This is a genomic window from Micromonospora parastrephiae, from assembly GCF_016802865.1.
Classification (GTDB): Bacteria; Actinomycetota; Actinomycetes; order Mycobacteriales; family Micromonosporaceae; genus Micromonospora; species Micromonospora parastrephiae.
This window is the reverse complement of the sequence record NZ_JAEVHM010000244.1, coordinates 1-6,522: the sequence shown is the minus strand read 5'-3', so window position 1 is coordinate 6,522 and position 6,522 is coordinate 1. Positions and strand designations below refer to the sequence as shown.

The 6,522-nt window shown below is 71.8% G+C and carries 6 protein-coding genes and 1 pseudogene; 5 read left to right on the top strand and 2 right to left on the bottom strand.

Features of this window, described 5'->3' with window-relative positions; translation table 11 throughout:
- Window positions 1-131 precede the first annotated feature (131 nt).
- Window positions 132-383, bottom strand: coding sequence for an acyl carrier protein (locus JNW91_RS28270; protein ID WP_091401397.1), 252 nt, complete (start codon window positions 381-383; stop codon window positions 132-134).
- Between the two features lie 99 nt (window positions 384-482).
- Between JNW91_RS28270 and JNW91_RS28265 the strand changes: the two genes are divergently transcribed.
- The gene (locus tag JNW91_RS28265; RefSeq protein WP_203178521.1) at window positions 483-992 is read left to right on the top strand and encodes a GNAT family N-acetyltransferase; all 510 of its coding nucleotides are present in this window, start codon (window positions 483-485) and stop codon (window positions 990-992) included.
- 94 nt (window positions 993-1,086) lie between these two features.
- On the opposite strand, the gene JNW91_RS28260 is transcribed toward JNW91_RS28265, so the two are convergent.
- Window positions 1,087-2,820, bottom strand: a complete 1,734-nt coding sequence (locus JNW91_RS28260) for a glycosyltransferase family 39 protein (protein WP_203178520.1) — start codon at window positions 2,818-2,820, stop codon at window positions 1,087-1,089.
- Window positions 2,821-3,190: 370 nt separating this feature from the next.
- Between JNW91_RS28260 and pseB the strand changes: the two genes are divergently transcribed.
- The 4 genes and pseudogenes from pseB to JNW91_RS28240 form a co-directional block, all read left to right on the top strand.
- Window positions 3,191-4,174, top strand: a complete 984-nt coding sequence (gene pseB, locus JNW91_RS28255) for a UDP-N-acetylglucosamine 4,6-dehydratase (inverting) (protein ID WP_203178519.1) — start codon at window positions 3,191-3,193, stop codon at window positions 4,172-4,174.
- Window positions 4,171-5,328 (top strand): DegT/DnrJ/EryC1/StrS family aminotransferase, encoded by a 1,158-nt coding sequence (locus JNW91_RS28250; protein WP_203178518.1) that lies wholly within the window; start codon window positions 4,171-4,173, stop codon window positions 5,326-5,328. The genes pseB and JNW91_RS28250 overlap by 4 nt, the downstream gene beginning before the upstream one ends.
- Before the next feature lie 10 nt (window positions 5,329-5,338).
- Window positions 5,339-6,187 (top strand): hypothetical protein, encoded by an 849-nt coding sequence (locus JNW91_RS28245; RefSeq protein WP_203178517.1) that lies wholly within the window; start codon window positions 5,339-5,341, stop codon window positions 6,185-6,187.
- 40 nt (window positions 6,188-6,227) lie between these two features.
- Window positions 6,228-6,522, top strand: a pseudogene (locus JNW91_RS28240) (class I SAM-dependent methyltransferase); the annotation flags it as partial.

Here is a 6,522-nt window from a genome sequence, read left to right as displayed (position 1 = left end):
CCGCTGCGGGGTCGGGCAGCGCCGGCGTCGCAGCGCCCGCCAGGTCAGCGCGGCGCCGCCGACGACGACGCGGTTGTCGACGCCGGCCGGCTCCGATCGCGCGGCCGTCGCGGGGCCGGGTGTCGCGACGGTCACTGGTGCTGAAGCTCGACGAGGAAGTCGAGGACGTCCCCGACGGTGGCGATGCGGCGCAGGCCGGGGGCGTCGAAGTTGAGCTCCTCCCCCGTCTCGTCCTCCACCCGCAGGGCCAACTCGGAGAAGTCCAGTGAGCGGAAGCCGATTTCCCGCAGCTGCGCCGCGTCATCGGCGGGCAGCTCCTTGTCCTGGTTCTTCAGCACCTGAGCCATGAGGTCGCGGATCTGCGCGCGACTCAATTCGTTCATGCGCCGGAGTCTACAACCCAACGAATGCATATCTGATTTCCCGGTGCAGCCGGGTAGGGTTTTCGGACCGGGCGTGAACAGATTGAAAGCGAGAGGCACGTGCTGCGCGAAGCAACGGCGGACGACGTTCACCTGATGTTGTCCTGGCGTAACCAGGAAACCAACCGTCAGGTCAGCAAGAACAGCCACGAGATCACCGCCGAGGAGCACGCCCGGTGGTGGTCGGCGGTCCGCGACGACCCGTCGCGGCGGGTCCTGGTGTACGTCCGCGACGACCGCCCCTGCGGTGTGGTCACCTTCTTCGACCTGCGGCTGGACGGCCCGCGCACCGGCGCCTGGGGCTTCTATCTGGACTCCGACGGGCTGGCCGAGCGGGACGAGACGCTGCCCGCCTGGCTGGGCATCATGCGGGAGGCCGTCGAGTACGCCTTCGACGGGCTGCACCTGGACCGGCTCGACGGGGAGGTGCTGGAGCACAACACCGTCGTACGGCAGATGAACCGGCGTTTCCGTTTTGTCGAGGGCGCGGGTCGCCGGGAGATGTCCGACGGCCGGGAAATCACCGTCATCCCCATTTCGCTCGCCCAGGCAGACCGTCGCCGGCGCTAGGCGCCGCACATATTTCCGTAATGGCCGGACACCTTTAACCACCGATATTCCCGGCGGACATCCGCCGTTCACAAGATGGTGGCGTGGCGGCGGGTCAGGCCCGCCGCCACGCGGCCCAGTGCTGGCGCTCGTTGCCGCCGAGCCGCACGAAGCCGTACCTCGCGCCGTCCCAGTCGTCGGGCTGGCCGGGCGCCCACCGGGCGAACACCACCTGCGCGGCGGCCGGGGGCTGCTCGCGGAACCACCGCACGTCGGTCCAGGTCACCTGGTGGCTCAGGTTGAACCGCTGGATGTAGTGCACCCCGGTGGAGGCCCACACCCGCTCGCCGGGGCGTACCCCGACGTCGGCCACGCGGGGGGTGGGTGCGGTGCTCGCCACCGTCGGCCGGACCAACCGCTGGTCGATCACCTGCATGGTGACGAGGTTGACCACCACGAGCGCACCGAGGATCGGCAGCCGCAGCCGGGGCACCTGGACCGCGGCGACGAGCAGCAGGCAGCCGGCGATGCCGATCAGCGACCCGACGACCGGCCGCATCTCCTCCCAGCCGCCGGTCAGCGCCACCAGGTCCGGCGCGCCGAACCCGCCGTAGCGCAACGAGTGCCCCCGGCTGGCCACGTACGCGAGCCGGACCGCGACGACCGCGCCGCCGGCGATCAGCAGGCCCACCGCGACGGCGGTGCGGCGCAGCACCACCCGGCGTCCGACGGTGAGCAGCACCCCGAGCCCGACGAGCATCCAGAACGGCGCGAGCATCTGCACGTAGCGCGCGTAGATCGCGTCCAAGGGTTTGCCGGTGATGCCGGCGAGGATCACCGAGGCCCCGCTGGCGACTCCGATGCTCGCGGCCAGCGCGACGCCCATCGTCCAGCGGGTCGCGTCGCCGTGCCGGGGACGCCACAGTTCCCGGACGGCGGCGGCCCAGGCCACCCCGGCCATCCCGAACGTGATCACGACCAGGTACCAGAGTTGGGTGGTGACCGCCGCGCCGACCCGGACCACGCCCTGCGCGGAGGCGACCGCGTCGACCACGCTCCCGCCCGGGGTGCTGCCGAGCAGGTAGACCTTGTCCCCGAGCAGCCGGATGCCGGCCTCGTTGACCAGTGCCAGGGCCAGCACCGGCGCCAGCGCCGCGAGCACCCCGGCGGGGGTGATCCGGCGGCGGATGAGCAGCAGCAGAACCAGACCGGCGTGTATCCCGACGATCACCAGGCCCCGGGAGTGCAGAAGGTGGAACGCGCCGACGAACAGGCCGACGGTGGCCGCGGCGAGCGGACCGGGTCGCTCGATCCAACGGTGCACGGCGAGCAGCCAGGCCACCACCAGCGGCGCCATCACCGTGTCGATCATGGCGACGCCGGCGTAGAAGACGGTCGCCGGCAGGGTCGCGGCCACCACCGCCGCGAGCAGGGCGTACGAGCGGCGTAGCCGGAGCAGCCGCCGGCCCAGCAGGTACGCCAGTGGCAGCAGCGTCGAGTTCACCATCGCGTTGATCAGCTGGACCAGTCGGTAGCTGTCGCCGAAGTCCCGGTCGCCGAGGAACGCCGGCGAGATCAGCATCGGGTAGCCGACCCGGCGCAGCAGGTCGTTCTCGCTGCTGAACCCGCCCGGTCCGCCGGCCAGCGCGCGGGCGGTGTTGAGGTAGCTGTCCTCGTCGGTGTGCGCGATCGGCAGCACGATGTGTCGGGACAGCCACATCCGCCAGGCGACGCTGAGCACCCACCCGACGAGCAGCAGCAGCGGCACGAGCCAGCGCCACGCGGGTGCGGCGGGCGGCGTCCCGGCCGGAGCCGCCGGCCGTTCCATCACGTCGCTGCCGGATGCCATCAACGCCTCCTGAGTTCGCCGGCCGGGCCGGGTGCGTGCGGGCGGGCCGGAGGGCACTGCGGGCCGGCCGGTGACGCTCGGGGGGTGAACCGCTCGCGCCCGAGGTGGCGCGCCTGTCGGGTGAACGCGGCAACCGGCGGCATGAGGGCGGTCGGGTCGCTCGCGCGGCCACTGTAACGGCCGGATCCGGCCTGGTCAGCCCGCTTCGCGCGCGGTCGGAAGTGTTCGCCTGCGCGGTGTCCGGCATTCACGGGAGCAGCGGTCGCGGTTAACCCGCGAGCGCCGGTGCGTTAACCCGCCATGGCTAGCGTGTCACCCCGGTCGGCCGGCCGAGGGCCGCCCGTTCATCCACGATCACGGGAGCACCAAATTGAGTGAGTTGAATGGATCGTCCATTCTGATCACCGGGGGAACGGGTTCCTTCGGCAGGACCTTCCTCCGGCACATCCTCAACGAGGCCGACCCCGCCCGGGTGGTGGTGTTCTCCCGTGACGAGCTCAAGCAGTACGAGCTGCGCCAGCAACTCGGCGACGACCCGCGGCTGCGCTGGTTCATCGGCGACATCCGGGACCGGCACCGCCTAACCCGCGCCATGCACGGCGTGGACCACGTGGTGCACGCCGCCGCCCTGAAGCAGGTGGACACCGCGGAGTACAACCCCTCCGAGTTCATCGCCACCAACATCACCGGCTCGCAGCACGTGGTCGACGCCGCGATCGAGGCCGGCGTCAAGAAGGTCATCGCGCTCTCCACCGACAAGGCGTCCAGCCCGATCAATTTGTACGGCGCGACGAAGCTGGTCGGCGACAAGCTGTTCGTCTCGGCCAACCACTACGCCGCCCACCACCCCACCCGGTTCGCGGTGGTCCGCTACGGCAACGTGGTCGGCAGCCGTGGATCGGTGGTTCCGCTGTTCCACCGGCTGGCCGCGGAGGGCAAGAGCCTGCCGATCACCGACAAGCGGATGACCCGGTTCTGGATCACGCTGGAGCAGGCCGTCCAGTTCGTCATGGACTCGTTCGACCAGATGCAGGGCGGGGAGCTGTTCGTGCCGCGCATCCCGAGCATGCGCATCCTCGACCTGGTCGAGGCCGTCGCGCCGGACGCCACCACCCACGAGATCGGCATCCGGCCCGGGGAGAAGCTGCACGAGGAGATGATCGCGCCGGACGACAGCCGCCGGACGCTGCGCGCCAAGGACCGCTACATCGTCCAACCGACCATCGCCGGCTGGGGCTACCAGCCGCCGGTCGACTGCGAGGCGGTGCCGGACGGCTTCGCGTACCAGTCGGACACCAACGACGAGTGGCTCAGCGTCGAGCAGCTGCGCGACATGCTCGGCCTCACCGCATGACGCGGATGCTCCCGTACGGCCGGCAGTCGATCACCGAGGACGACATCGCGGCCGTCGCCGACGTGCTGCGCGGCGACTGGCTCACGACCGGGCCACAGGTGGACGCCTTCGAGGCCGACCTGGCCCGCTGGACCGGCGGGGTGGGCGTCGCCACCGTCTCCAACGGCACCGCGGCGCTGCACGTGGCGTACGCGGCGGCCGGGGTGGGGCCGGGCGACGAGGTGGTCGTCCCGCCGATGACGTTCGTGGCGACCGCCAGCAGCGCGGTCGCCCTCGGCGCGAAGATCGTGTTCGCCGACGTCGACGACGAGACGTTCTGCCTCGACCCCGCCGCGGCGGCCGCCGCCGTCACCTCGCGTACGAAGGTCGTCTCCGCGGTCGACTACGCCGGCCACCCCGCCGACTACGACGCCCTGCGTCAGTCGATGGCCGGCAGCGACGCGCTGCTGCTCGCCGACGCGGCGCACTCGATCGGCGGGACGTACCACGGGCGGCCGGTGGGCTCCCTCGCCGACCTGACCACGTTCTCGTTCTTCCCCACGAAGAACCTGACCACCGCCGAGGGCGGCGCCGTCGCCGCTCTCGACCCGCAGATCCTGAAGCGGGCCCGCCGGTTCCGCGGCGTGGGGATGGTCCGCGAGCGCGACGACCTGCGCTACCCGGACGAGGGCGGCTGGCACCAGGAGGTGCACGAGTTCGGGCTGAACTACCGGTTGCCGGACGTTCTCTGCGCCCTGGGCCGCAGCCAGCTGCGCCGCCTCGCCGAGTTCAAGGCGCGACGGACGGCACTCGTCGCCCGCTACGACGAGGCGCTGGCCGACCTGGACGGTGTGCTGCCGCCCACCCGCAGGTCGTGGGCCGACCCGGCGTGGCACCTCTACCCCGTCCGGGTCCTCGACGGCCGCCGGCGCGAGGTGTACGACCGGATGCGCGCCGCCGGCATCGGCGTACAGGTCAACTACATCCCGGTGCACTGGCACCCGGCGTTCGCCGACCTGGGCTACCGGCGCGGATCCTGTCCGGTGGCCGAGTCGTTCTACTCGCAGCAGCTGTCGCTGCCGCTCTACCCGGGTCTCAGCGACGCCGACCAGGACCGCGTCATCGACGTGCTGACCGCAGCCCTGCGCGGCAGCGCGGTCCGTTCCGCCGCCTGATGGGAACCTGATGCACCACGCGAACCACTTCTACGGTCACGCGCACGTGCTGGCCCGTTACGCCGGTCTCGGCGACCGGCACCCACCGCGGATCAACGGCTACGTGCAGCACGGCTGGAACATCGGCGACGGCCTGGCGCCCGGCCATCCGTACGCCGATCGCACCCCGAGCCTGCTGTGGTCGGAGCAGACCCGCCGGCGTGCCTGGTCGGTGGGACGGCGCAACGTGGTCGTCATCGGCGCCCCGTTCGTCTACCTGCTGGCCATGCGTCCCGAGGAGCCGCCGGCCGAGGAGCGCGAGGGCACCATCTGGTACCCGTTCCACGGCTGGGAGGGCCAGCACGTCAAGGGTGACCACCGCAAGCTGATCGCCCTGATCCGAGAGACCGAGCCCGGCCCGGTCACGGTCTGCCTGTACTGGCACGAGTACGGCATGCGCAACGTCCGCCGGCTCTACGAGCGCGCCGGCTTCCGGGTGATCTGCCACGGCTACCGGGGGCACTGGTGGAAGGACACCGACCCGGAGTTCCTCGACAAGCAGTTGACCGAGCTGCGCCGGCACCGCCGGGTGGCCTCCAACCGGCTGACCAGCGCGATCTTCTACGGCATCGCGGCGGGCTGCGAACCGGCGGTCTACGGCGACCCGATGATCCTGTCCAACGAGGACCCGACCTTCGGCGGAACGGCACGCATCCGACGACAGTGGCCGCAGCTGCACGGCACGGAGGTCGACCTGCCCACCGCGGTGGACATCGCCCGCGCCGAGCTGGGCACCGACCACCGCTGCTCGCCGGCCGAGCTGCGCGAGCTGCTCGGTTGGGCGAACCTCCAGGAGGAAGAGGAAGACCGTGACGACTGAGACGGCACCCGCCGGCCGGATCACCCTGCCGGGCGGCGAGATGCTGGCCTGGTCCGACCTGCCGCGCGAACGGTTGGCCGACGGTGGGCCTCTCGCCGCGCTGGCGGCCCGGATCGTGCCGCCCGGCGCGCGGGTCCTGCTGGCCGGGCCGCACGATCCGGCGCTGCTCGACCGGCTCGCCCACGCCGAGGTGACCTGCCTGCTGCGCAGCCACCCGGACGCGGTGGCGCTGGCCCCGCGTGCGCCCGCGTGGTGGTCGGTGGCCCGGCCGGGCTGCCCGCCGACGAGACGTACGACGTGGTCATCGCCGCGCCGGACTCGACCCGGTCGGAGTC